This window comes from Christensenella sp. KGMB01412, assembly GCF_055522415.1.
This window is the reverse complement of record NZ_JBVFVW010000004.1, coordinates 284,795-309,512: the sequence shown is the minus strand read 5'-3', so window position 1 is coordinate 309,512 and position 24,718 is coordinate 284,795. Positions and strand designations below refer to the sequence as shown.

Annotated in this window: 21 protein-coding genes, 2 tRNA genes and 1 pseudogene; 6 read left to right on the top strand and 18 right to left on the bottom strand. The window is 48.2% G+C overall.

What is annotated here, in order from left to right; all coding sequences use genetic code 11:
* Nucleotides 1-72 precede the first annotated feature (72 nt).
* The 5 genes and pseudogenes from ACS5WU_RS09040 to ACS5WU_RS09020 form a co-directional block, all read right to left on the bottom strand.
* A pseudogene (locus ACS5WU_RS09040) lies at nt 73-453 on the bottom strand (metal-dependent transcriptional regulator); the annotation flags it as partial.
* A complete protein-coding gene (locus tag ACS5WU_RS09035; RefSeq protein WP_059109711.1) occupies nt 450-2,195 on the bottom strand; it encodes an ABC transporter ATP-binding protein in 1,746 nt (581 codons plus the stop codon). The pseudogene ACS5WU_RS09040 and the gene ACS5WU_RS09035, both read right to left, overlap by 4 nt.
* Nucleotides 2,192-3,979 (bottom strand): ABC transporter ATP-binding protein, encoded by a 1,788-nt coding sequence (locus tag ACS5WU_RS09030; protein WP_302760387.1) that lies wholly within the window; start codon nt 3,977-3,979, stop codon nt 2,192-2,194. The genes ACS5WU_RS09035 and ACS5WU_RS09030 overlap by 4 nt, the downstream gene beginning before the upstream one ends.
* Nucleotides 3,980-4,163: 184 nt before the next feature.
* Nucleotides 4,164-4,781, bottom strand: a complete 618-nt coding sequence (locus ACS5WU_RS09025) for a TetR/AcrR family transcriptional regulator (protein ID WP_059109713.1) — start codon at nt 4,779-4,781, stop codon at nt 4,164-4,166.
* 156 nt (nt 4,782-4,937) lie between these two features.
* Entirely contained in the window at nt 4,938-7,079 is a 2,142-nt protein-coding gene (locus tag ACS5WU_RS09020) for an ATP-dependent helicase (RefSeq protein ID WP_046443662.1), read from the bottom strand.
* Between the two features lie 261 nt (nt 7,080-7,340).
* On the opposite strand from ACS5WU_RS09020, the gene ACS5WU_RS09015 reads away from it, so the two are divergent.
* The gene (locus tag ACS5WU_RS09015; RefSeq protein WP_059109715.1) at nt 7,341-7,823 is read left to right on the top strand and encodes a TspO/MBR family protein; all 483 of its coding nucleotides are present in this window, start codon (nt 7,341-7,343) and stop codon (nt 7,821-7,823) included.
* Nucleotides 7,824-8,020: 197 nt separating this feature from the next.
* Here ACS5WU_RS09015 and ACS5WU_RS09010 read toward each other — a convergent pair whose 3' ends face one another.
* From ACS5WU_RS09010 to ACS5WU_RS08990, 5 genes are all read right to left on the bottom strand, one after another.
* Nucleotides 8,021-9,418 (bottom strand): ABC transporter ATP-binding protein, encoded by a 1,398-nt coding sequence (locus ACS5WU_RS09010; protein WP_302760546.1) that lies wholly within the window; start codon nt 9,416-9,418, stop codon nt 8,021-8,023.
* Nucleotides 9,415-10,113, bottom strand: a complete 699-nt coding sequence (locus ACS5WU_RS09005) for an energy-coupling factor transporter transmembrane component T family protein (protein ID WP_302760548.1) — start codon at nt 10,111-10,113, stop codon at nt 9,415-9,417. Before ACS5WU_RS09005 ends, ACS5WU_RS09010 begins: the two co-directional genes overlap by 4 nt.
* Nucleotides 10,113-10,715 (bottom strand): MptD family putative ECF transporter S component, encoded by a 603-nt coding sequence (locus ACS5WU_RS09000; protein WP_302760567.1) that lies wholly within the window; start codon nt 10,713-10,715, stop codon nt 10,113-10,115. Before ACS5WU_RS09000 ends, ACS5WU_RS09005 begins: the two co-directional genes overlap by 1 nt.
* Before the next feature lie 61 nt (nt 10,716-10,776).
* Nucleotides 10,777-11,394, bottom strand: a complete 618-nt coding sequence (locus ACS5WU_RS08995) for a TetR/AcrR family transcriptional regulator (protein ID WP_046443658.1) — start codon at nt 11,392-11,394, stop codon at nt 10,777-10,779.
* A 77-nt stretch (nt 11,395-11,471) separates the two neighbouring features.
* On the bottom strand, nt 11,472-11,654 hold the full coding sequence (locus ACS5WU_RS08990; RefSeq protein ID WP_082103477.1) for a hypothetical protein: 183 nt from the start codon (nt 11,652-11,654) through the stop codon (nt 11,472-11,474).
* Nucleotides 11,655-11,695: 41 nt separating this feature from the next.
* On the opposite strand from ACS5WU_RS08990, the gene ACS5WU_RS08985 reads away from it, so the two are divergent.
* A complete protein-coding gene (locus ACS5WU_RS08985; RefSeq protein WP_302760550.1) occupies nt 11,696-12,118 on the top strand; it encodes a DUF4368 domain-containing protein in 423 nt (140 codons plus the stop codon).
* Between the two features lie 326 nt (nt 12,119-12,444).
* On the top strand, nt 12,445-13,563 hold the full coding sequence (locus ACS5WU_RS08980; protein ID WP_302760552.1) for a tyrosine-type recombinase/integrase: 1,119 nt from the start codon (nt 12,445-12,447) through the stop codon (nt 13,561-13,563).
* Nucleotides 13,564-13,637: 74 nt separating this feature from the next.
* Here ACS5WU_RS08980 and ACS5WU_RS08975 read toward each other — a convergent pair.
* The 3 genes from ACS5WU_RS08975 to ACS5WU_RS08965 all read right to left on the bottom strand — a co-directional run bounded on the left by ACS5WU_RS08975 (nt 13,638) and on the right by ACS5WU_RS08965 (nt 14,745).
* Nucleotides 13,638-13,731 (bottom strand) — tRNA-Ser (locus ACS5WU_RS08975).
* 213 nt (nt 13,732-13,944) lie between these two features.
* A tRNA-Ser gene (locus ACS5WU_RS08970) sits at nt 13,945-14,035 on the bottom strand.
* Between the two features lie 152 nt (nt 14,036-14,187).
* Nucleotides 14,188-14,745: a sugar O-acetyltransferase gene (locus ACS5WU_RS08965; protein WP_131924776.1), complete on the bottom strand. Its 558-nt coding sequence runs from the start codon at nt 14,743-14,745 to the stop codon at nt 14,188-14,190.
* Between the two features lie 206 nt (nt 14,746-14,951).
* Here ACS5WU_RS08965 and ACS5WU_RS08960 point away from each other — a divergent pair, with 206 nt between their 5' ends.
* The 3 genes from ACS5WU_RS08960 (at nt 14,952) to ACS5WU_RS08950 (ending at nt 17,156) form a co-directional block, all read left to right on the top strand.
* Nucleotides 14,952-15,356 (top strand): DUF3842 family protein, encoded by a 405-nt coding sequence (locus ACS5WU_RS08960; RefSeq protein ID WP_302760554.1) that lies wholly within the window; start codon nt 14,952-14,954, stop codon nt 15,354-15,356.
* Nucleotides 15,357-15,577: 221 nt separating this feature from the next.
* Nucleotides 15,578-16,120: an ECF transporter S component gene (locus ACS5WU_RS08955; RefSeq protein WP_046443432.1), complete on the top strand. Its 543-nt coding sequence runs from the start codon at nt 15,578-15,580 to the stop codon at nt 16,118-16,120.
* Nucleotides 16,095-17,156, top strand: a complete 1,062-nt coding sequence (locus ACS5WU_RS08950) for a nucleoside/nucleotide kinase family protein (protein ID WP_302760558.1) — start codon at nt 16,095-16,097, stop codon at nt 17,154-17,156. The genes ACS5WU_RS08955 and ACS5WU_RS08950 overlap by 26 nt, the downstream gene beginning before the upstream one ends.
* A gap of 136 nt (nt 17,157-17,292) precedes the next feature.
* Here the strand turns inward: ACS5WU_RS08950 and gyrA are convergent, their stop codons facing one another.
* From gyrA to dnaN, 5 genes are all read right to left on the bottom strand, one after another.
* Complete coding sequence (gyrA, locus tag ACS5WU_RS08945; protein ID WP_413815489.1) at nt 17,293-19,833, bottom strand: DNA gyrase subunit A; 2,541 nt, start codon at nt 19,831-19,833, stop codon at nt 17,293-17,295.
* Between the two features lie 39 nt (nt 19,834-19,872).
* Complete coding sequence (gene gyrB, locus ACS5WU_RS08940; RefSeq protein WP_046443431.1) at nt 19,873-21,783, bottom strand: DNA topoisomerase (ATP-hydrolyzing) subunit B; 1,911 nt, start codon at nt 21,781-21,783, stop codon at nt 19,873-19,875.
* Nucleotides 21,783-22,067 (bottom strand): extracellular matrix regulator RemB, encoded by a 285-nt coding sequence (remB, locus tag ACS5WU_RS08935; RefSeq protein ID WP_046443430.1) that lies wholly within the window; start codon nt 22,065-22,067, stop codon nt 21,783-21,785. Before remB ends, gyrB begins: the two co-directional genes overlap by 1 nt.
* Before the next feature lie 198 nt (nt 22,068-22,265).
* Nucleotides 22,266-23,345, bottom strand: a complete 1,080-nt coding sequence (gene recF, locus ACS5WU_RS08930; RefSeq protein ID WP_320606626.1) for a DNA replication/repair protein RecF — start codon at nt 23,343-23,345, stop codon at nt 22,266-22,268.
* A 63-nt stretch (nt 23,346-23,408) separates the two neighbouring features.
* The gene (gene dnaN / locus ACS5WU_RS08925; protein ID WP_046443429.1) at nt 23,409-24,509 is read right to left on the bottom strand and encodes a DNA polymerase III subunit beta; all 1,101 of its coding nucleotides are present in this window, start codon (nt 24,507-24,509) and stop codon (nt 23,409-23,411) included.
* Between the last annotated feature and the right edge of the window lie 209 nt (nt 24,510-24,718).

The following is a 24,718-nucleotide window of genomic DNA, read 5'->3' as shown; positions in this document are numbered from 1 at the left end:
ATACAGGCCCAACTGTTGCCCAACGCCGCTCCGGATATCGGTTTTCTTCTGTTCGCCGGTGCCTTTCCCGCCGTCTCTGCCGACGTGTTTTTTCAGTTTTTCAAAGCTTTCGTCGCTGATCACATGTTCGATCCGGCAGGCATCCTGCTCGGCGGTTTTGGGATCGACTCCGGCTTCGGTCAACTGGCGGGTAAAAAAACGGTGGCGTTCGTAAACCTTCTGCGCGAGCTCCATTCCGGCTTGCGTCAATTCAAGCTCATTGCCGGTATCCGGCTGTAAATAGCCTTCCTTTCGCAGTACCGCAACCGCCCTGCTGATGCTTGGCCTCGTATAATCCATATAACGAACCAGGTCAATCGGCCTGACCAGGCCTTTTTTTTGCTTTAATACCAGGATTGCCTCCAGGTAATCCTCACCTGACGCGTGGGAGTGGTTTTTTGTCTTTTTCTTCATGAGATGCTCCACCCCGCGCTTTCCTGTTGCAGCTCCACCATATGCGCGAATGCTCCCTGCTTTTTTGCGAGCTCCTGTGGCGAGCCTGTTTCCGCTACGTTGCCGTCCGCGAGAACGACGACCTTATCCGCGCCCATTACGGTGCGCATACGGTGGGCGATGATAAGCACCGTCTTATTTTGCACCAGTCCTGAAATCGCTTCCTGCACCGCCGTCTCGTTTTCCACATCCAGGCTTGCCGTTGCTTCGTCAAGCAGGATAACCGGAGCGTCCTTCAGGAGCGCCCTTGCAATGGAGATGCGCTGGCGTTCTCCACCGGAAAGGGTGGATCCGTTTTCGCCGATTACCGTCTGGTACCCCTCCGGCAGTTTTTTTACAAATTCGTCGCACTGTGCGGCTTTTGCCGCTGCCAGCACATCCTCGTCCGACGCGTCCCTTCGCCCCAGCCGTATATTTTCCATTACCGTATCGTGGAACAGCACCACATCCTGAAATACGATTGCATAGTTGGTGAGAAGCGCCTCCGGTTCTACGGTGGCAACGTCCACGCCGCCCAGCGTAATTTTTCCTCCGTTCACATCCCAGAACCGCGCGGCAAGCTTTGTGGCGGTACTCTTGCCGCCGCCTGATGGGCCGACGAGAGCCGTTACCTCTCCCTGCTTTGCCGTAAAGGATACGTCTTCAAGCACTCCTTCATCTTCGTTGTACGCAAATTTTACGTGGTCAAACACGATATCATATCCCTTGGGGGAATAATGGTCCATCCCCGTCTGTACCGGTTGTTCCTCAATCGCGCGCATCCGTTCAATCTTGATTTGCATATTGAAGACCGCCGCCATATTTTCGAACGCTGCCTTGACCGGATCGTAAATACGGGAAGCGGCGATCAGGTAGACCAGAAACACCAGAACGTCGATCTGTCCGGCAACCAGCAATCCGATTCCCACCAGCACCGTGGTGGCAAGGCCGATTTTCAGGAACGCCTGCGCCGAGGTAATGCAGGTTCCCGATACGAGCTCTGAATGGATGGTTGCTTTTTCCGCAAAATCAAGCTTTTCGTCAAGCCCCCTCAGATACGTTTCTTTCTGGTTGCAGGCCTTTACGTCCTTTACCGTTTCGAGAAGTTCCTGCAGGCCGTCCGTTGCAACGCGCTTTGCAAGAAGCGTGCGCGTCCCTGCTTTATCCTGAGCCTTTTTGGATGCGAGCACCAAAAGCGCGGCAACCGGCACCACCCAAAGCACCGCCAGTCCCATCCGCCAATCAAACGCAATCATGCCGACCGCGATAATGATCGTGGAGATGATTGTGCCGTAAAGCTGCGGGACAAAGTGTGAGAACGCCTGCTCGAGGGATGCGCTGTCCGACATCAGCGTAGCCGTCAGGTCTGACAGGTCCCTCTTTCCAAAGAAGGACAAGGGCAGTTCCCTGAGCTTTTCCGCAAGGCGTATACGCCGGTTTGCGCTTTCCTGATAGGTTGCGATATACAGCGATTTATATTGGAACCAATGGACGATATAGATGACGGCGACAAGTCCTGCTGCCAGCGCCGTATATCCCCATACTCCCTGAGCGGGATCCCCTCCGGCCATGAGGGCGTTTATGATTTGCATGAGCGCCAGCATCAACAGGCCGATCGGCACCATCAGGCTCAGGTTCGCACCCACAGTCCACAACGTCGCCTTTACGAGATCTTTCGCCCCTCTTTCCGTCAGGGCATAATGTTTTTGCAGTTTGCGGATCATGACGCCGCCTCCTTTCCTACCTTCCATTGCGCAGCAGTTTGATAGTCGTTCCACATGGCTGCGTAAACACCGTTTTTCTCCACTAGCTGATCATGGGTTCCCTGTTCCGCCACCCTGCCGTTTTTCAGTACCAGGATGCGATCCGCCCCGCGCACAGTAGACAGGCGGTGGGCGATCATCAAAACGGTTTTTCCTTTGGTCAGTACTTCAAACGCCTTTTGGATGAGCGCCTCGTTTTCCGGATCCGCAAAAGCGGTCGCTTCATCCAGTACGATAATAGGTGCATCCTTCAAAATTGCGCGTGCAAGGGCAATGCGCTGTTGTTCGCCGCCTGACAGATACACGCCCTTTGTACCGATCACAGTATCGACGCCGTTTGGCATTTTTTCCAGAATATCGTCACACTGCGCGGCGTGCGCTGCCTTCAGCGCCTCCTCACGCGAGGCCTGCGGGCGCGCCGCCCGTATGTTCTCGAGGATGCTTATTTTAAACAAGCGGGTATCCTGAAACACAAACGCCACCTGGTCCATCAACACCTCAGGCGAAATCTGCCGCACGTCCACGCCGCCCACAAGCACCTCGCCCTCCTGTACATCCCAAAAACGGGGAATCAGGCTTGCCGCTGTGGTTTTTCCACCGCCGGACGGTCCGACGAGCGCAACCGTTTTTCCTTCCGGAACATGGAAGCTGACTCCGGAAAGCGCCGGATCTCCCGCACCCGGATAGGTGAACGTAACATTCCTGAGCTCCACATCCGCGCCCTTTGGCGCTACAGGGTTTTGCGGTTCCTCCAGTGGTTTTTCGTCTGTGATCTGTTCCAGCTTATATACCGCCTCGCTTGCCTCCATCGAGGCCTGTCCCGCATACATGATGCGACTGACCATCATTGCGCACAGCGGCGTAAACAGGATATAGAATACAAGGTCCACCAAAATCGCCCATCCGTCGGAAGCAATGCCGCACAAAATCATGCCCGCAGGGATCAGTAAAAGGAATGTCGAGTTCAAAACCGTTGTAAATACCGTCATGGGCGTGCGGTTTACCATGGCGTAATCCGACGCCAGCCTGCTGTAGCTCATAATTGAGGAATAAAAGCTTTTAAAGGAATAAACAGTTTGCTGGAATACTTTTACCACCGGGATTCCCCGTACGTATTCCGTGGCCTCCGAGCTCAAGTCCTCAATGGCCCGCTGGTATTTGCTGAAAAATTTTGCCTGCTTGCCCCCCATCATTCGAAACAGGGTGATGACCGATATGACGATTGGAATCAGGCACAACAGCCCCATCCGCCAGTCAAACACAAACAACAGCACAACAGCCGCAAGCGGAGTAACAACTGCGCCCACGTAATCCGGCAGCTCGTGCGCCAGAAGTGTCTCTGTCATGTCTGCGTTGTCGTCAATCATCTTACGCAGGCGGCCCGATTGGTTTGAGGTGAAATATCCAAGCGGCAGGTTTACGAGACGCTTCGCCGCCTGCGAACGCATATTTTTCGCTGTGCGGAAGGCGGCAAGGTGCGTGCACAGCAGCGCGCCAAAATAAACCGCCGCCGAAACGAGCGCAAACCATAGCGCATCCCAGCCGTACTGCACCAACCCCTGGGACGAGGAAAAATCAGGCATCGCTGAAAAAACCCCTCTGGCCACAAACCAGATTAAAATATAGGGAGCCATGGAAAGTATTGCGGAAACACCGGACAATACGCATCCCAGAACCGTCAGCTTTTTATGGCCGCCGGCATAATCCAGAAGCTGCGAAATATTTCCTTTCTTTTTCTGTTTCAATTTGCATCCTCCTTTTGTCATTTTAGTTAGCAACAACTAACCCATTGAGCGTTATTCAGTATTCCAGACGCTACGCCGACACCCAAAATGTAAAACGCTGTTTTCGGAGTCTTTTGGGCACGGGTAGCGCCCGTTACCAATTTAGTTAGCAAAAGCTAACTCGCACACAAAAAATATAGCCGCATTATAGCCCCAGCACCGCCCGCCATCCCGGGAAAAAGAAGCGTTGCAAAGTGTCCAGGTAATGCTCCGCCTCTGCCCGCTCAAAGCTGTGAACCACAACTTCAAATACCGCCGTATAGTAAGCGCTTAACAGAAGGTGCAGCTCCTGCGGCTTGATATCATTGACCTGAAGGCCTTTTTTGCGGGCTGCTTCCATATATTCGAGCGTTTCCTTTTGCTCGAAGCTTGTGAAGTCGTGAATAAAATCCGCATGCTTTGTCCCATCTGCACAGCAAAGCAACAAACGGAATTCATCATAATAACGGTGCATGAGGTCCAGAAAAATGGTCAGGTCATTTTTGCCCATCCACAGTTCCTCCATATTGCCGTCGTCCTCCAAAAAACGGTAAGCTCGTTTTCGCTGCGCAGCATACGCCTTTGCAAAGGCCTGCATCAGAGGCTCGATCAATGCGTCAAACAGGTCTTCCTTATCTTTGAAATGGCGGTAAAGCCCGGCTGCGCTCATGCCGATTGCAGAAGCAATATTACGCATGGAGGCTTGCTCAAAGCCTTTCTCTAAAAACTCAGCCTTTGCCGCCCGTATGATTTTATGATAGGTTTCTGTTTTGTCTTTGGGCATAACAAGTCTCCGTTTATTTTTGCGAACACCGTTCGCTAACACTATTAACATAATAGTGCGTTTTTTCTGTCTTGTCAATATAATATGAAAAAAACGGAAACAACCGCCCGCCGTGGTATGGTGCCATAAGGGACGGCAATTTCCGTATTAGGATACTCAGAGTTTTTTCAGCTTTCCATATTTTTTATCGATGTCCCTGTGTCCCGTAATAGTTTCAAACTCAATCTCATAGCTTTTGTCTGTTTCCCGCAAAACAACGCCCTTTCCAAAGACAGGATGAATTACACGGTCTCCTGCCATGAGGCGCGCCTGCGACTGGTACAGCCGTCCTTCCGCGCTGCCGATGTACGCCTTTGCCTGGGAAAGAAACTCTTCGTCGGGAATCCCGTCGATCTCGAGCTTCTCAAAGTCCACGTTGAAAATAAATCTGGACGGGTAGCGGTAGCTGCTGTCGTTATTGCGGCCTTCGGCGTCCACGAGAAAAAGATTATCCCTTGCGCGCGTAAACGCTACATAGCACAGCCTGCGCTCCTCCTCCATTTCCTGCCTGCTGCGTACCCTTGCCGATGGAAAGATTCCTTCGTTCAGGCTGACTACAAATACATATGGGTATTCCAGCCCTTTTGCGGTATGCACAGTCATCAGTTTTACGCTCTCGCGCTTTTCCGTCACATCCAGATTCGTGAATAACGCAATTTTTCCAAGGTAATCGTCAAGCGACACCTTCTCCCCAGCGCTTGACTCATATTGCTGGATCGCGTTTTTCAGCTCGCTGACATTATCGATCCGGTTCTGGTCCGCGTTCTTCATCAGCATTTCTTCATATCCGGATTCACGCAGGATTCCATCTACGAAATCCGAAACGCTCATACGGCCTGTCAGCTCCGCGTATTTTTCAATCACCTCTGCATAGCGCCTTGCCCTGGTGTTTTTGATTTTCTCGTGGTCGAGGTTGTCTTTGAGCGCCTGATAGAGCTTTACGTTGTTGTTTTCCGCATATTCCGTGAGGAAGTTAAGCCTCGTACGCCCGATTTCCCGGCGCGGGGTATTGATGGTGCGCAGGAACGATATATCGTCAAAGGTAAGCGGCATACGCAAATAGCAAAGCACGTCCTTGATTTCCTTCCTGTTATAAAATTCTACGCCGTTAAACAGGGCGTATGGGATATCCTCCTTGACAAACGCTTCCTCCAGGCTGCGCGAAACGTAATGCGCGCGGTAGAGAACCGCAATATGGTAGGGCTTTACGCCGCTGTCCAAAAGAAACCGGATCGTGCGCGCAACATAAGCGGCTTCCTCTGCGGTTGACTTTGTGTGTTTATAAAACACCTTTGCGCCGTCGTCCCTGACAGGTAAAAGTGCGTTTTTAAGCCTTTCCCTGTTTTTTGAAATCAGGTCGTTGCTCACGCTGAGAATCTGTGGGGTGGAACGGTAATTTGAATTAAGGTATATTGTTTTTGCCTGTGGAAATTCTTTGTTGAAATCAAGGATAATGTGAACGTCGGCTCCGCGCCATGAGTAGATCGTCTGATCCGGATCGCCCACCACAAACAGGTTTCCATATCCGCCGGACAGCAGATACACAAGTTTTGCCTGTTTGCCGTCCACATCCTGGAATTCATCAACCTGTATATATTGCAGCTTTTCCTGCCATTTTTTTAAAACGTCCCCGTAATGGGTAAACAAATACAGCGTGTAATTGATAATGTCGTCAAAATCAAGCATAAAGTTACGGCGCTGCTTTTGGACGTACTTGCCGAGTATTCTGTCCCTGTCGTCCCTTGTAAAGCTTGCAAAATACCGGATTGCCTTTTGCTCGTCCGGCTCCGTTACCTGCCCGACATATTCGTACGGCGCTTTAAACAAATCGATTACCTTGAGCATATCGCGGAAGGTGTAGTCGCGCAGGCTCAGGCCGAGCTCATGGTAGATTTCCTCAAGAAGGCTTTTCTGGTCCGTTTCATCCATAATCGAAAACGACTGCGGATAATTCAGCCTGTGGATGTCCTCTTTCAGCACCTGCAGGCAAAAGCCGTGAAATGTGCTGATGAAGCCCGTATCCACATCCCCCAGCATTTTACGGATTCGCGCCTTCATTTCTCCCGCCGCTTTATTGGTAAAGGTGACCGACATGATTTTGCCCGGCGACACGCCCAGTTCCTCCACCAGATAAACATAGCGTGAAGTAAGCGTCCTTGTTTTTCCGCTTCCGGCTCCCGCAATGACGCGTACATACCCCTCGGTTTGCTGTACCGCTTCCCTTTGCCTGTCGTTGAGTTGTTCCAAAATTCCTGCCAAAACGATCTCCCGATTACTTTTTCTTTTATTATATCATCCATATGGTACAAAATGTGTTAAGAATACGGGACTTTTCCCGGTTTGGCAAAAAAGAACGGGCATTTTGGCCGCGCAGCGTCATTTTGTGAAATGATAAAATATCGCCGCGGGTATCCGCCAGCGAAAAAAACGCACGATAACATAAAAAATGGTGATTAAAACAGCACAGGTTGTTTAAAATACCTGCATTGAAAGGATTTTGATAATTCCGGAGGTTTTGATATGTCAGACGTTATTATGGTCATTGTTTTTATTGCGGTTCCACTTGTAGTTGGGATGCTTTCTGCGAGGGCGGCGGGAAACTCGAAAAAGAAATATGAAGCTTTCCGCCAGCCTCCGTTAAGCCCGCCCGGGTTCCTGTTCCCGATCGTCTGGACAATTCTATATGTGTTGATGGGAATCTCGTCCTATCTTGCCTATAAGGGAGCGGCCTTGGCAGGGGCTTCTGTTGCGGTTATCCTGACGCCATATATTATCCAGCTTGCATTGAACTTTACATGGTCGATCATCTTTTTCAGGAACCGCGGCTACCTTGCAGGTTCTGTTTGGCTGTTGGCCCTGATTGGCTCGATCATATGGATGATGGCCGCATTTTATCCGTACAGCCCGCTTGCAACGATGCTTCAGATTCCATATTTGTGCTGGTGCCTGTTTGCAACCTTCCTGAGCTTTGGTGTTGCAAAGCTCAATAAAAAGCATACATGACAAAATATTTTTCAATGTGGATCGATAGCCGCCTTCCCGGCCCATTCATTTGTCCTTATGTTTTGCGCGCAAAAGCAGGATTGTTGTTTCACAGTGGACGCGAAGCAATAAACCTCCAAGCTCTTTTGCGATTTATTGCGTTTGAACAGGGTTATCAATATCAGATCGATTTTGACCGGATGGTGAATGATATTCTTTTATTTTCCAGTCTGCATCACATAGCTATGGGTACAACATTCCTTCATTAATTCGTTGTCGTGCGTTATAAGGATGATCGCTTTGCCGTCTTTGGCAGCATTTTTAAACGCCCCTGCAACACGCACGAGGTTTTCTCCATCCAGTCCACTGGTGGGCTCATCAAAAATCAGGATTTCCCTGCCGGACAACAATCCACACGCAATGGACAGTCTCTGCTTTTGCCCACCGGAGAGCGCCTGCGGATGACAGCTCCTGTATTCATACAAATCAAAGTCTTTCAAAATGTTTCTGGCTGCTTCAATATCATTGCCGTTTCGGGATTGCAGCAAAAGCTCATCCTCTACGCTGTTTGTAAACAACTGCGTATTGATGTCGTTAGAGCTGTACCACACATTCTGCCACCGTTTTCTCGCAGGCACTTTCTTTCCTTTCACAAACAATGCGCCGCCACTCTCTTTTTTCAATCCGCAAATTACTTTGGCAAGGGTCGTTTTTCCCACACCATTTTGACCTGTGACCGCAACGATTTGCCCAGAACAGGCTGAAAACGATATTGACGACAATATCTGTTGCTTTTTTGCACGGTACGATACATTTTCCAGTGTCAGCAACGGGCGGTTTGTGTTGTCTTTTCTGGGCACGGGCAATCCAGCGTGAATGTATGGAAAGGGAATTCTCAAACCCATTTCTTTTCTGGCGCCTTCATCCAGCGCCATCAATTCTTTGGCTGTATAGCTGCGTATTATTTTTCCATTTTCAATATACACAAAGCGGTCCGCAATCCCTGTGAGGTAAGCCAGCCGGTGCTCTGATATAACCAAGGTATACCCCTGTTGCTTAAACTGCCGCATCGTTTCTGTCAGTTTAAGCGAGGCCTGCCCGTCCAGATTGGCAGAAGGCTCGTCAAACACATATATCTGCGGTTCCACCACCCGCACCGAAGCAATGGCTACCTTTTGCTTTTCGCCGCTGGACAGCACATCCAGCCTTCGCGATTTTATATAGGTTAACCCCATTTCTGCGATTGTTTTGTCGGTGCGTTTTTTTATGGCCTCCTTCCCATATCCCAGATTTTCACACGCAAAGGCCACTTCGCCCACAAGCTCTCCAGAAAAAAACTGCGATTTTGGATCTTGAAATACATTGCCGATCGCCTTGGCGCGCTCCCAGTCCCGATACTCCCTGATATCTTTTCCATTGATTTTCACTTCACCTGTCAGGGTTCCTCTATAATACGCAGGCGCAAGCCCGTTTATGATCCTTGTCAATGTCGTCTTGCCGTTGCCCGAACGTCCCACCAGCACAACACATTCGCCTTGTCTGATTGTCAGGTTTACATTATGAATGCAGTTCTCCTGTCCTTCATACGCAAAAGATACATTATTGAGCTCTATCATGCCATTTTCCCACCTATAAGCAATGCCATCATTGCAGCAATAAAAAGAGCCATGCACGCATAGTCTGCCGCTTTCATTTTTGATTCATAATAGCTTTCCCTCCGCCCTGGTGTATCCAGCCCGCGCGAGACGGCAGACACTGCCAGCTGGTCGGATATTTGCAGGCAGCTCATCAATACAGGGATAAGCGTATACTCAAAGGTTGCCGCCGGATGGGCGACCATCTGTTTGCCTGTCGTAAGGCCGCGGTTGTGCATGGACTCCCGCAAGCCTCTCCATTGCGCGCGCATCGTGGGGAAGAAGCGAAACACAACCAACATCCCCAACGTCAGGCTGCGCGGCGCATGCAGTTTAGAAAAAAACGCGCTCAATTTGCCAGGCGGCGTGGTCATCAAGCTCCATGCAACAATAAAAACAGGCGTCAGCCACCAAAACATAAATATGTGGAATTCAGAAAGTACAGGCATCCGCATTCCTTGGCGTATCAGCAGCAGCAACAGGCTCAATGCCAGATAAAATATTCCAAATCCGATACCTTGTTTCCACTGCCTCTGCACCAAAACATACAGCAGCCCCGTCACCGTAAGCATCCACAGGTTGTCCTTATCTGTTATCAAAAAAACAGTAATCAGCGTGCAGAAAAATGCACATAATTTTGCAGGAACGGCAAATTCATATCGTGCATTTGATTTCATTACAAAACGCCCACTTTTTTAAAATGCTTTTGCATCATCCGTCTGCCCACCATACATCCCAAAAAGCCAAGAACGGCAGTGATTACTACAATGGCAACCAGCCAACCGGGTTGAGAATAATAGCGCACATATGCGTCGATATATTCCTGCGTCATTCCGCTGGCCAACGCGTTTTGGTGAAACGAATCCCAAAAAAACCACATCGGCAAAAGGTTCACACCAATGTACAGCACACTGTATATCGTCCACGCAGCCGTAATCCGCCACGGATTATCGTAAGAGCCCTGTTTCCACAAGATCGCCTCACAGATCAATCCCACCACTGCAAAGTACGGCAGCAAAAACCAATCGCCCATGATCAAAAATACAACGCCCAAAATCAGCATATAAATGAGCGAAACAAAGCGTTTACGTACCCGCCGCACCAAAAGAAAATAGATAGGCGCACATAGAAAACAGCTGATCCCCACGGATAGCACCATACTGACAAAATCATTCAACATGGCTACCATGTTGATCACCAACTGAATTACGATCAGCAACAAACTCAACAGCACTGTTGTGATGATATCCCTTGCCACCCATTTGTTCCAATTCTCCATGCTCATATGTTCCTCCAATCCAACGCTTGAATTAGCATAAGCTAACTCGTTGTTAAAAAAATTATTGTATTTTTAAAATTCCATCCCATCCACAGTTAAAAAACATGGCGATCTTCCGTACATATCGCAGCGCCTTTGCCCTGCTCATGTCGTGCGCCACCACCTCAAACACCGCTGTAAAATATGCGCTGGTGAGCATGTGGTGAACATCCTTGCTGACCGTATGTGCTATCTTGCCCAGCTTCTTTAGTTTCCTGTAATATTTTTCTGTTACACGCACCTCAAGCTCTACCAGCTCATGAATAAAATTTTGATATTTTGTACCGTCCGCACAGCATATGATAAGCTTGAACGCGTCATAGTTGTCGTAAATATCATTGACAAATCGAATCAAATATTCTGTGGAAAGCTGTCTGCTCTGCGCGGTATTTTCCTGCTCGATCAAATCAAAATGTTTGTCCTGCGCCTCTTTGAATCGGGATACAAGCGCATCCGCAGCAGGCGCTACCAGCGCGTCAAACAATGTTTCCTTATCTGGATAATATCCATAAAATGCACCCAAAGTAAAACCGGCTTCTTTGACAATCCCCCTGAGAGAAGCATTCCGAAAGCCTTTCTCCAAAAATTCTTTTTTGCCAATGTCCAACAGCTTTTGCTGTGTGTCGCTCAACTCTGCCAAAGCAACCTCCGAAAAAATATATCAGTGATATATTACTGTAATTCCATCTCTTTGTCAAGTGTCTGGCCGGGCAGGCGTTAACCGATCTGCCAACCCGCCGACTTTTTTCTGATGTCGATAAAATCGCGGTATATGCCTGGCTGGCTAACCAGCTCCTTGTGTTTGCCCTGCTGGACAATTTTTCCATCATCTACCACCAATATCTGGTCGGCATTCTTCACTGTGGCCAGCCTGTGCGCAATCGATGTAGCGTGATACAATAGGGCGCTATTACACGCCTAAGATCGATCGGGAGATTTCTGTGTTTGCCGGGTTAGTACGATGTATGGACTGCGGTACTACGATGTGCGCCTCGCTGCGTGGTGGAGGAAAAGTCCGTAAAATGACCTATCGATGTAGCAAATATACCAACAGTGGTAAGGAGACTTGCGCGTCGCATACAATACGCGAAGAGGTCGAAATACGCCATGAGAAAAACGCTGACAAATGGATCGAGACAGTGAGAAAATATATTGGGGTAAAGAAAATCGACCGGGAGATGGTGCTTGCGTTGATCGAAGAGATACGAGTATCCGCCCAGTATAAGGTGAATGGCAAACGGACACAGGATGTTGAAATCACTTATAAGTTTGTTGGTGATTTATTATCCTTAATAGCAAATGGCGATCGGCCGCTTTGGCAATACTCCGGCAAATGGATGCAAACGCTGCAGAAGGCTGAATAAAAAAATATTGCATGAGCATAAACCCATGCAATATCTGGTTTTTAAGAGATATCCTAACCAAGAACTATCTCTCAGGCCAAAAAGGCCATTTGTTTGGCGGAGAAGGAGGGATTTGAAGCCTTAGAGTCATAACACACCCCAAAAAACGGCTCATAAAAACCGCTTAACAAAGCACTTTCTTGCATGAGCAATGATTGATTGTTTTTTCTCAATGTGGGTTAATAACCCGTTTTTGTGAGATGGAGTGGGTTACAAAGTGGGTTATGATTTTGAATAGGGGAATATAAAGATTGGTTATTGTCCGAAAAAGAAAAGAGGTTTTAGAAATGGGAAAAAGAACAAATAGTGCCGTATGGATGGATAAATATAACAGGTGGCAAATCAAGGTGCAGAAGGACGGGATTCGCAAAACGTTCTATTCGTCCACAAAAGGGCGTAAAGGACAGCGCGAATGCCATGCAAAAGCTGATGCTTGGTTGGATGATAATATCATTAACGCCTCGGTAAAGGTAGCTACACTATTTGACCGTTGGATAGAAGAATTAAAAGTTACGACATCCAAAAGTTTTTGGCGGCAATATGAGGGATATGGGCGAAATTATATCAAACCACAGATAGGAACAATAAAGTTAGAAAATGTTAATGAACAGCATTTACAGGAGGTCATTTTATTTGCATATCAAAATGGAAATGATAAAAAGAAGTTATCGGATAAAACGCTTCGCAATATTCGAGCTTGTCTGAGCGCGTTTATTAAGTATGGTCGAAAGAATAAAGCAACAACATTGTTCCCAGAAAGCCTTTATATTCCGAAAGCCGCAAAAAAAAGTGAGAAAAAAGTCTTACAGCCTAATGATTTTTCGCTTTTGTTCTCATGCACAAAAACAGTTTATCATCAAAAAGAAATTGATGAATGGTATATCCATGCTTATCGTTTTGAGGTAGTTACAGGGTTAAGACCGGGAGAGCTGATTGGTTTAAAAAATGAAGATATACAAGACGATATTTGTACCCTGCACGGCGCAATCAATGTCTATAACGAGCACACTACCGGAAAAAATAAAAATGCGCTTCGTTCTTTTGTGCTGCCCGATATTGCGCTCCAAATATTGGATGAACAGCGTACAATGTTAAGAAATGCAGATGTAAGTTCCCCGTATGTTTTCCCAGACCAAAACGGCGAGCACGCAAAACAAATTACCTACTATAAGAGATGGCGAAATTATAGGAATCACAATAAAATCTCTCCCGTCACTCTGTACGAATTGCGCCATACTTTTATATCGGCAAACAAGGAGCTCCCTCTTGAATTGATTAAACCAATCGTAGGGCACGGAAAAGATTTCGATACTTTTGGTACTTACGGCCATATTTTAGGAGATGAACAGTACAGAGCCGCCGCCCTTATAAACAATGTTTTTGCAAGACTCATTCAGGCACAATAAACAGCAGCGGGTTATAAAGTGGGTTATTCTTCTCAATTATATGCAAAAGAACCGCTTAACAAAGCGGTTCTTTTTGGCGGAGAAGGAGGGATTTGAACCCTCGCGCCGATTACCTCAGCCTACTCCCTTAGCAGGGGAGCCCCTTCAGCCGTACTTGGGTACTTCTCCAACTGAATTTTATCTTTATTTACTTTGTTGACAGATAGGCTCTACCACAGATCCTGCGTTTCCCATCCTTCGCGAATAAAAAGCGGCAGCGGGGATAAACCGAACCGCAGTCTTACGTTTCCTGTCTTCCCCTTCTCCCATTCAGTAAAATGGCGGAGCGGATAGGACGAACCATTGGTTCTGCGTCTTCCCCCTCTCCCATTCAGTAAAAAATGGCGGAGAGATAGGGATTTGAACCCTAGGTGCGCTACTAACGCACAACGGTTTTCAAGACCGTCACCATAAGCCACTCGGACATCTCTCCATTCAAATACGCTTTAATATTATATCAAAGAGATTCCTTTATTGTCAATAGAAAACCGCAGGAATACTGTGTCATGATAAATCCGCTCTCTAATGATACGGTATCCCTGCGGTTTTACAGCTTTTTCTTCCCGCCTAAAATGACCGGCGGCTTCAAATCTTTTTCATGATCTTGCACGGATTGCCTGCTGCTACGCAGTTCGCCGGAATATCCTTTGTGACCACGCTGCCCGCACCAATCACGGCATTCTCACCGATCTTAACGCCCGGACAAATAATCACGCCTCCGCCAATCCAGGCATTATCGCCGATTGTGATCGGCTTTCCAAATTCCTTTCCGCTTCTGCGCTCCTCAGGATCGAGCGGATGGCAGGCAGCCAATATCTGAACGTTTGGCGCAATCAGGACGTCGTTTCCAATGCGAACCTCACAAACGTCAAGGATTTGCACGCCATAGTTGATGTATACGTTGTTTCCAAAATAGGTGTTGCATCCGTAATCAAACCGGATCGGCTGCTTTACCACCACTCTGTCTCCATCCACATGGACAAGCTCGCGAATAATCCTGTCAAGCTCCTGATCGTCTGTCGGATCTGTATCGTTATATTCCCTGCACAGCTTTAAAGAACGCCTGTGCTCAGAGGAAAGCTGCGGATCGCATGCAAGATAAAGTTCGCCGCGCAGCATCTTTTCTTTTTCTGTCATATTTATGCTCCCTTTCTCAATCAAAAATCCCCTCTATTATACCATTTGACCGCTCTATTTTGTCATTTTGAACGTTTATTTTCACAGCGTTTTTCGCTTGCCGGTAACCCGCTTCGCAATGCGGTTTTTTCCATTGCCATTGTTTTTACGGCTGTGGTAAAATAGATATAGTACCCGTTTGTTCAATAAAAGGTACGCGAAGGAGCGTCATTTTGAAAATATTGGTGATTGACGGACAAGGCGGAAAAATCGGCCGGCAACTGATCGAAACGATTTTGGCCAGTGTTTCCGGGGCAGAAATCCTTGCAGTAGGTACAAACAGCACTGCAACCTCAAATATGATGAAAGGCGGCGCAAAAAACGCCGCAACCGGTGAAAACGCCGTAACCGTAGGTTGCCGTACCGCCGATGTAATCATTGGCCCGATTGGCATTGTGCTTGCGGACGCCCTTTTTGGTGAGATTACTCCCGCGATGTCGGCAGCGGTAGGAAGCAGTACGGCACAAAAAATATTGATTCCCATCAATAAATGCGGCGCAATCGTAGCGGGCACACAGGGGCAGACCATTACAGGCTTAATCCAATATGCGGTGGCCGCCCTGAAGGATCTCGGCTGACGGGTTTTGGTCATACCATTGACACAAACAACAAATTTTATTATACTGAATCTGTCGTTGGCACGAAGCCAATGCCTGCCGGCAGAAGCCGGATATCCCTATAGCCCTTAAAGTTTTTTAATCTTTATAAAATGATTATGGATGATATCAGGAAGATATCAGCTTTCAGAAGAAAGCCGGTATCTTTTTTTACGTCATCTTTTCTGTTTGGAGGTATTATTATGAATCATACAAAAAACCTGATTATGACAGCTTTGTGTATTGCGCTTGGTATTGTTCTGCCGGTTGCCTTTCACTCGATTCCAAATGCCGGCAGCATCTTTTTGCCGATGCACATCCCCGTTTTGCTGTGCGGGCTGATTTGCGGGCCTTACTACGGGCTTGCATGCGGCGTGCTTGCGCCGTTGTTATCCAGCCTTATCACCGGAATGCCCCCAATGGGCTATCTCCCCGGGATGCTGTGCGAGCTTGCGGTATACGGGCTGGTTTCCGGAATCCTGCTGCGCGTGGTGAATACAAAGCACAACATCGCAAACATCTATATTTCCCTGATTGGGGCAATGATCTGTGGACGCGTCACCTACGGTATCCTGAATTCGCTGATTTTCCAGGCCGGGGATTATTCTATGCAAATCTGGCTGACGTCCGCTTTTGTGACTTCGATCCCCGGTATCATTATACAGCTGGTCGTAATTCCAATTCTTGTTTTTGCCCTGCAAAAAGCAAGGCTGATTAACCATGAATCCCTTCGTCACGCTGGTTAAGGCACACGCGCATAAATACCCGCTGATGCAGCCCTGCGATGTGGTCAAGCTTCTGTACCAGCACGAGTTTGGCGGCGGGCACCTCGTTACAGACGAGGCCCTGAGCCTTCAGCGCTTACGGGCTGAGGCTGCCTCTCTTGCAGCGGATGCAGGCAGCCCGTTGCGCGAGGATATCGGAAATGGCTACGAGAGGCTCTATTTGTCGCCAGCAGGCCGTCAGAAGCTTTCTTTGGAGCTTTTGAACAGGATCTTCATTGCATCGTCAAAGCATGCCCATGGGACGCAGGAAGCCTTTCAGGACAAACTCGCCATTTTACGTGGGATGGCTGCGGAACATATTTTTACATTCTCTATATCGGATTTGGATTGCTACCTCAGGCAATATCGAGAGGCAGGCTATCCTGCGGTGAGCCACAGCGCCGGCTATGTGAGCGCTTACCATCCGGCATACCGCGTTGTTTGTAAACGCTACATGCAGCTATTGCCTCTTATTTGCAGGATCGGCCTTCTGCTGAAACAAAAGCAGCACGTTATCGTTGCAATCGACGGAAATGCAGCCGCGGGTAAAACGACTGCAGCCGCATTGCTTGGCGATCTTTTTGACCTGAACATAATCCATATGGACGACTTTTTCCTGCCGCCCGCCCTGCGGAACGAAGCACGGCTGCGGGAGCCTGGCGGAAACATCCATTATGAACGCTTTGAAACGGAGGTTCTCCTGCCTCTTTCGCAGGAAGTTCCTTTTTCTTACCATATTTTTGACTGTGAAAAAGGCGGGTATTCCGGGAAAAGGATTGTTTCCCCCAAAAAGCTCACGTTAATCGAGGGCTCCTACAGCCTGCATCCGCGTTTTCGCGCACAGTATGATTTGACTTCTTTTTTATCCATAGATGCACGCGAGCAAAAGCGCCGCATTTTGAAACGCGACGGCGCGCATGCCCTTGATATCTTTTTGAAACGGTGGATTCCAATGGAGCAGCTTTATTTTGACGGCTGCTCTGTCCGTGAACACTGTGATTTTATTTTACACACTTGAACTATGCGAGCGCTTTGTCGTTTAATTATTCAAATTCAGATGGAAATGTTTTACCAACTGCAGGAAGGCAAATGGACTATCCTTTAACGCATCAAAAAACGGTATGGCCAAGGCCATACCGTTTTTATGAAACAATTTATTCCGTCTTTTCGCTTTCCGGCTCTGCTTCCGGTGTTTCTTCCGCCTTGGGCGCCTGTCCGTCTTCCTGTTCAGCGCAGCCGCAGCCCTCGAGCTCCTCGTCGTCGTTTTCAGTCTCGACGATCTTTGCCACACACACAACCTTTGTATCGTCATCCACACGCATAAGGCGCACGCCTTGCGTAGAACGCCCGATCAGCGATATTTCCTCTACGCTCATGCGGATTACCACGCCCGCGTCGTTGATGAGCATGATATCCTCTGTTCCGTCCACAACCTTAAGGCCGCACAGCTTTCCGGTTTTATCTGTAATGTTCATGGACTTGAGGCCAATACCGCCGCGCGACTGCAGCCTGTATTCGCTTGCCAGCGTGCGTTTGCCATAGCCCTTTTCTGTGATTACAAGTATCTGCTTGTCTTTTTCTGAGATACACGCATCCACTACGCTGTCTCCCGCGCGCAGCTTGATCGCCCGCACGCCGGTCGCAACCCTGCCCATTGGGCGAACGTCTTCTTCACTGAAGATAATCGACATTCCGTCGCGCGTTCCCACGATGATTTGCTTCGAGCCGTCTGTTTCCATGACGGATATCAGCTCGTCGTCATCCCTTAAATTAACTGCCTTCAAGCCGTTCTGGCGGATATTGGAATATTCCGTGAACGGCGTTTTCTTGACGACGCCGCGCTTTGTAACGATCATCAGGTTCGAATCCTTTTCGATCTCACTCTCGATTGGGAACACTGCGGAAATCTTTTCATCCGGATCAAGGTTCAACATATTAACGATCGCGGTTCCCTTTGCAGTCCTTCCCGCCTCGGGTATCTGGTAACATTTTTTCATGTATACCTTTCCCTTATTGGTAAAGAACAACAGCTGGTTATGCGTACACGTCACAAACACCTGCTCCGCAAAGTCCTCCTCGCGGGTTGACATCGCGGTTACGCCCCTGCCGCCGCGCCGCTGCGCGCGGTAGGTCTCCAGACTGATGCGCTTGATATAGCCGTAATGCGTGAGCGTCACCACCATATCCTCGCGCGCAATGAGCTCGTCGATATCGATATCGTCCTCGTCAAAGGTGATCTGCGTACGGCGCGCGTCGGAATATTTATCGCGAATCTCAATCAGGTCGTCCTTGATGATGTCAAGCACCATCTGCGGCGTGGAAAGAATCTTGTTGAAATGATCGATCTTCGCCAGTATTTCCCTGTATTCTCCTTCGATCTTATCGCGTTCGAGTCCGGTAAGGCGCTGCAGGCGCATATCGAGGATCGCCTGTGCCTGTATCTCTGACAGCCCGAACCGTTCGATCAGCGACGCGCGTGCGGAAGCCGCGTCAGGAGATTTTTTGATCAGGTTTACGATTTCATCGATGTTATCGAGGGCAATGATCAGCCCTTCCAATATATGCGCACGTTTTTGGGCCTTTTCCAGCTCAAACTTGGTGCGCCGTACAATAACGTCCTTCTGGTGCTCAATATAATATTCCAGCACCTGCTTTAAATTCAAAACGCGCGGCTCGCTGTCCACAAGCGCAAGCATGATCACGCCGAACGTATCCTGCATTTGCGTGTGTTTGTACAGGTGATTGAGCACAACATTCGCATTTGCATTGCGTTTGAGTTCGATGACCACGCGCATACCGGATTTATCCGATTCGTCGCGCAGGTCTGAAATCCCGTCGATCCGCTTTTCATGCACAAGCTCCGCAATTTTTTCTACCAGAGCGGCCTTATTAACCTGATAGGGAAGCTCTGTTACCACAATGCGTTCCCTGTCCTCGTTATACTTTTCAATTTCCGCCTTTGCACGTACACGAATCCTGCCGCGGCCTGTTTTATACGCCGAGCGGATGCCGGACACGCCCATAATGATGCCGCCGGTCGGGAAATCCGGGCCGGGCATAACGTCGATCAGCTGGTCGATCGAAATGTCGGGATTATCGATCAGCGCTATCGTTGCATTGATTGTCTCCGCCATATTGTGCGGCGGGATGTTCGTAGCCATACCAACCGCAATACCGCCCGTACCGTTTACAAGCAGATTTGGAAACCTCGCGGGCAAAACCGCCGGCTGCTCCAAGGTCTCGTCAAAGTTTGGATAGAAGTCCACCGTATCCTTATCGATATCGCGCAGGAGCTCCAGCGTAATCTTTGACATACGTGCTTCCGTGTAACGCATAGCCGCCGCGCCGTCGCCGTCCACAGAACCAAAGTTTCCGTGTCCGTCCACCAGCATATAGCGCGTGGAAAAATCCTGCGCCATCCTGACCATTGCGTCGTAAACCGCCGTATCGCCGTGGGGATGGTATTTACCAAGCACGTCGCCCACCAGGCGCGCGCTTTTGCGGTAAGGCTTGTCCGGATACATATTGAGCTCGCTCATAGAATATAAAATACGCCTGTGAACGGGCTTTAGTCCATCCCTTACGTCAGGAAGCGCCCTGTTTATGATAACCGCCATCGCATAGGCAATGAACGATTTCTGCATTTCCTGGTTGATGTCTATGGGTATAATGCTGTTTAATGGTTTCTCCAAAATAAATTACCTCTTTTGCTCACCTAATTAACGATACAATGATCAGATATCCAGATCCGCGACCAGCTTCGCATTCTCCTCGATAAAGTCGCGGCGCGGTTCCACACTGTCTCCCATCAGGATCGAGAACGTCTCTTCCACTTCCATCGCGTCTTCCATGTCCACCTGCAAAAGCACGCGCTTATCCGGATCCATGGTGGTATCCCAAAGCTGCTCCGGGTTCATTTCCCCCAAGCCTTTATACCGCTGGATCGCGGCGCCGTCGCCGACCTCCTTCAGGTATTCCTGCAAATCCTCGTCTTTATAAAGATATTTATCTTCAAGACCTTTTTTGCTCACCTTGTAAAGCGGCGGCTGCGCGATATACACAAAGCCCTTTTCGATCAGCGGGCGCATATAGCGGTAGAAGAACGTCAGCATCAGGATGCGGATATGGCTTCCGTCAACGTCGGCATCCGTCATGCAGATAATTTTGTGGTAACGCAGCTTTTCCACATCAAATTCTTCGCCCATGCCCGCTCCGAAAGCGGTAATCATGGCCTTGATCTCATTATTGGCAAGCGCCCTGTCATGGCGCGCTTTTTCCACATTCAGTATTTTTCCACGCAACGGCAGGATCGCCTGGAACCGTCTGTCCCTGCCCTGTTTTGCGCTTCCGCCTGCGCTGTCTCCCTCAACGATGAATATTTCGCATTTGCTCGCATCTTTTTCCGAGCAGTCCGCAAGCTTGCCCGGCAGCGCCGCGCTTTCAAGCGCAGTTTTCCTGCGTGTCAGCTCCCTTGCTTTTTTCGCGGCCTCCCTTGCGCGTTTTGCGGTCAGGCATTTTTCAATGATCACCTTTGCCGTCGCCGGATTCTCCTCCAGGAACGTGCTGAGGCCTTCCGCTACCGTGCTATCCGTCAATGCGCGCATTTCGCTGTTGCCAAGCTTTGTTTTCGTCTGTCCTTCAAACTGGGGTTCCGTAAGCTTTACGCTGATAATTGCCGTAAGGCCTTCGCGGATATCCTCTCCGGAAAGCGTTGGCTCGTTTTCTTTTACAAGCTTATACTGCCTCGCATAATCATTCACAACGCGCGTCAGCGCATTTTTAAAACCGTTTAAATGCGTGCCGCCCTCATGCGTGGAAATGTTATTTGCAAAGGAATAAATATTTTCCGCGTAGCCTTCGTTGTACTGCATCGCAACCTCCACCACAGAGGTCCCTTTTTCCGCGCAAAAATATACCGGCTCTTCAAACAACGGATTTTTATTCTTATTCAGGTGCTGCACAAAGGATTTGATACCGCCCTCATAGCAGTAATTCTGCCGTACCGGCTCGTCCCCGCGCAAATCCTCGAGCGTAATGCTGATTCCCCTGTTCAGGAACGCCATCTCCCGCAGCCTGCGGCGCAACGTATCATAATCAAAATGAACGTCCTCAAAAATATCCGCGTCCGGCCAGAAACGGATTTCCGTTCCCGTTTCCTCACAGTCCCCGGTCACGTCGAGCTTTGTTATTGCAACCCCGCGTGAAAATTCCTGACGGTGCACTTTTCCTTCCCTGCGTACCGTTGCCACAAGCTTTTCCGAAAGCGCGTTCACAACCGAAACGCCCACGCCGTGCAGCCCGCCGGAAACCTTGTATCCATCCCCGCCGAACTTTCCGCCTGCGTGCAGCATGGTAAGCGCAACCTCAAGCGTAGAAACGCCCGCCTGCGGGTGGATTCCTGTCGGAATACCGCGTCCGTTATCCCTGACATACACGCTGCCGTCCTTTTCGATCACAACAAGGATATCCGAACAAAAACCTGCCATGGCCTCGTCGATCGAATTATCTACGATCTCATACACCAGATGATGCAGGCCCCGCAGGTCTGTTGAACCGATATACATACCCGGCCTTTTCCTGACCGGTTCCAGTCCTTCTAAAATCTGTATTTGACTTTCGTCGTAATGCTCCTCTAAATTACTCATTAAATCCCTCTTTTTTCCTTCAATAAAAAGGCGTCGTCCAAAAATTCCTGCGTATTGCCCCTTCTCTGGAGCGTACGCGTAGAGATTGGAGAATAATACGCCTTTTGAGTCTCATCCTCTTGTGTGATTATGATTGATTTTGGCGCTCCGTCAGAAAGATCCTTATGAAAAACGCTCTTTAAAAAAAGGCTTGTTTCTTCATTCGCCACAGCCTCTTTATACTCCAAAATCATAATGATATCTTTCGTTTTCACGAAATAATCGTTACCCAGATGCAAGATCATAAAACACCTCTGCCTATCTTACGAATACTAAGTCTATTATACCACATTAATATGCTTTTTGAAAGCCTTTTTTCGATTTTATCGGGTTTTCCACATTCTTTGTAGAGGGGTATTTACAATACCTGAAAATGCGTCTGAGGGCTTCTTAGGCCCCTAAAATTGAATTGTGAGTTTTCAACTCATTATTTTTGAAAATTATTATCCCTTTTGTTCTTCTATGGTTCCATTTTCCACAAAAAACCTGTGGATTCCCTTTGCAGGAGGAGTTTCCTCCGGATCTGCGGTCGTAATAAAAACCTGTATTCCACGCAGCGTATTGAGCAGATTTCTTTTACGCGCTGCGTCGAGTTCGGAAAACACGTCGTCCAAAAGCAGCACCGGCATTTCCCCCGTGCTTTCCTCCAAAATCCGCAGGCACGCCGTCTTGATTGCGAGCATCAGCGTCCTCAGCTGCCCCTGCGAAGCAAATATCCGGACGTCTTTTCCGTTGATTGTAATATCAAGATCGTCCCTGTGCGGCCCGGCGGCGCAGCCAAACTCCGCTATTTCCTTTGGTATCAGCCTTGTAAGCGTTTCTTTGATTTCTTCCTCCGGAATGGTTTCCTTATAGGTGATTTTGATCTGTTCCCTGCCCCCGGATATCTCGCTATGTGTTTTTTCCACATATTCGTTGAGTTTTTTTACATATGCCTTCCTGTTTTTCAGTATGATTCTGATATAACCGGAAAGCTGCTCGTTATAGGCTTCCAGTAACGTTTTTTTATTTTTTTCTTCTTTCCTGCGCAGCACAGCGTTTTTCTCAGCGATGATCTTTGTATAATTTTTGAGTGCATCCACATAAGAAGGCCTGATTTTTGAGATTTCCCCATCAAGAAAACCGCGGCGAAGGGAGGGAGCCTCCTTTGCCGTTTTGATATCCTCAGGAGAAAACACCACAACATATAAATTTCCCAACAGTTCTTTTACGTTCCTGACAGGGATTCCATCTATTTTGATACTCTTTTTCCTGTCTTTTTCCAGTAAAACCTCAATATTTCCCGTTCCGCTGCCTGTTACATACTCCGCATAAAGATACGCGCCTGTAGTTCCCGCCATAATCGTTTTGCTGTCCGCATTCACACGAAAAGATTTTCCATTGCCACAGATATGGATCGCCTCGAGCACATTTGTCTTTCCCTGTGCATTGCTTCCATACAGAAGATTAATCCCTGGAAAAAATTTTACATTCAGTTGTTCATAATTCCTGAAATGAATCAGTTTTAACCGGGAAAGATACATCAAAATCCTTTCAAAAAGAGGGCGCCAACAGCGCCCCCGGTCCATTTATTCAAATCCTGTCTTCTATTCTTCCCTGAGCTGTACCGGCAAAATCAGGTAATCGTACGCATCCGAATTTTCCTGCTTTACCACGCATGGGCTTACTCCCGTATTAAATTGCATCAGAACCTCTGATTCCTCCACATTTTTCAATACGTCGAGCACATATTTTGCATTAAACGCTATTTTGAGATCCTTCCCCTCCGTCAGGACGGGTATCTGCTCGTCAATATTACCGATCTCCGAATTTGAGGTGATTTCAAGGTTTTTTTCCTTAATTTCAAATTTCACGACATTATTATTTCCTTCCCGCGCAAGGATCGACGCACGTTCCAGACTGTCTTTAAGCATCCCCGTTTCCACCTTTACGCTGGTCGCGCAATCCGCGGGCAGCAGATTCCTGTATTTAATATATTCGCCTTCCAGAAGACGCGTAAATATCTGCGTATGATTTACTTCAAACAGCGCCATATTCCCGCTGATCGATACTTTAATATTTTCATCCGTATCGTCGATAATCCTGGAAACCTCACGCAAGGTGCGCGCGGGTATTACACATTCCTTATCGATATCTGAAATCGCAGGCTGCTTACGTACCGCCATACGGTATCCATCCAGCGCAACAACAGTAAGGCTGTCCTTTTTGATATCAAATAACAAGCCTGTCAATATTGGCTTATCCTCATTGACCGCAGCGGCAAACAGCGTCTGGTTGATCATTGCACGAAGGACATTTTGCTGTATTTTAATCTGCTCCTCATCCTGCAACTCCGGAAATACAGGAAATTCCGCCGCATCCATTTGCTGGAGAACGACCTTTGAATTCAGGCAGCTGATCTCTACTGAATTTTCTCCAACACTGCTGAAGGTAACGTCGCTTTCCGGAAAACGATTGATGATTTCATATAAAAGCCGGGCAGGAATTGCCGCATCTCCCTGTTTTTCAATTTGCGCGTTCATTTCTGTTTTGATGGAAAGCGCAATATCAGTTGCCTTTAAAGTGATCGTATTTTCCCCGCAGGAGAAAAGAATACATTCCAGAATGGTCTTTTGCATTTTTGAAGCCGCCCTGTTGACGGTACCGATCGCTGAGAGCAGATCAGCCTTTGCACACGTAAATTGCATTTTGGTAATCCTCCGTTATTTTTATATCTTAATATAGGTATTATTGGTTGTATTAGGGGGTGTGCATATTGTGGAAAACACATTTTTCAGCGACTGCCGAGCGTTTTTCCAGCAATGTGCACTGGGTATAAAACCTGAGTAAACCCTCTTTATCTGTTCACAGGATGTTTCTATTTTGTGGAATACCTCAAAAAGGGTTTTGGACACAT